The sequence below is a fragment of the Candidatus Obscuribacterales bacterium genome (genome assembly GCA_036703605.1).
Taxonomy (GTDB): Bacteria; Cyanobacteriota; Cyanobacteriia; order RECH01; family RECH01; genus RECH01.
Genome location: DATNRH010000504.1, coordinates 1 through 1178, shown reverse-complemented (window position 1 = coordinate 1178; position 1178 = coordinate 1). Strand labels below are relative to the sequence as shown.

Here is a 1178-nt window from a genome sequence, read left to right as displayed (position 1 = left end):
CCTTGCGCACATTGATGCCCACTGCGCCCCGCTGGCTCTTCCTGCCCTTGAACGCCTCGGGTTGGGGAACATTATTCCCCTCACGCAAATTGCTGTGCAGGAGGCTCCTCTCGCGCAGGTCACCAAGCTTGCGGAGAAATCCAAGGGGAAAGATACCACCACAGGCCACTGGGAAATGGCTGGGGTGGTTCTGAATACGCCTTTTCCTACCTACCCTGATGGCTTTCGGGATGAACTCGTGAACGCCTTTATTGAGAAAACGGGCTGTAAAGGGATTCTCGGCAATAAAGCTGCAAGCGGTACCAAGATTCTCGAAGAGTTGGGGGAAGAGCATTTAAAAACAGGCTACCCCATTATTTACACCAGCGCGGATAGTGTGTGGCAGATCGCGACGCATACCGATGTGACCTCCATTGACACGCTTTACGAGTGGTGTGAGATTGCGCGTGAAATTTTACGCGGAGAGGATGAACTCTCCCGCGTGATTGCTCGCCCCTTTGAAGGCGATGCGGCCTCTGGGTTTAAACGCATCGGGTATAAGCGTCGTGATTACGCCGTTCCGCCTCCTGAAGTGGGGAACATTCTTGTGGAGCTTGAAAGCAGCGGTGCGCATGTGATTGGTGTGGGCAAGATCAAAGACATCTTCTGCGATGTCGGGATTACCCATAGCATCAAGACCACCGATAATCGGCATGGGATGCAGGTCATGATGGATCTCGTGAATCGTAAGACGCTTCTCCCTGATTACGCCGTGGTCGATGGTGTGGCTGCGTCTACAGATCGTCAGTTGATTTTTAACAACCTTGTGGAAACCGACATGAACTACGGCCATCGACGCAATGTCGTGGGCTACGGACGCGAACTTGAAGCTATCGACAAGGAGCTTCAACCGTTCTTGGATGCGATGACTGACGATGATCTGTTGATTATCACGGGAGATCATGGCTGTGACCCCACTGCGCCTGGTTCGGACCATACGCGCGAATACGTGCCGTATATCAGTTATAGCCCGTCTCAAGAAGGCAAGGTGCTTTCGTTGCAAACAGGCTTTGATACCATCGGCAAGGTGTGTCAAGCATGGCTAGATGGTTCTCCGCTTGAGTTGGTTTAGTCGACTGTTAATAAACATCTTGGGGTTCCCCCACCCCAGCCCTCCCCCTAAGGGAGAGGGAGCAAGA

General features: G+C 52.9%; 1 protein-coding gene. It reads left to right on the top strand.

Going from position 1 to position 1178, the window contains the following annotated elements; genetic code table 11:
* Positions 1-1111 (top strand): phosphopentomutase (locus tag V6D20_10940; GenBank protein HEY9816297.1); only part of this gene is annotated, 1111 nt, incomplete at its 5' end.
* Between the last annotated feature and the right edge of the window lie 67 nt (positions 1112-1178).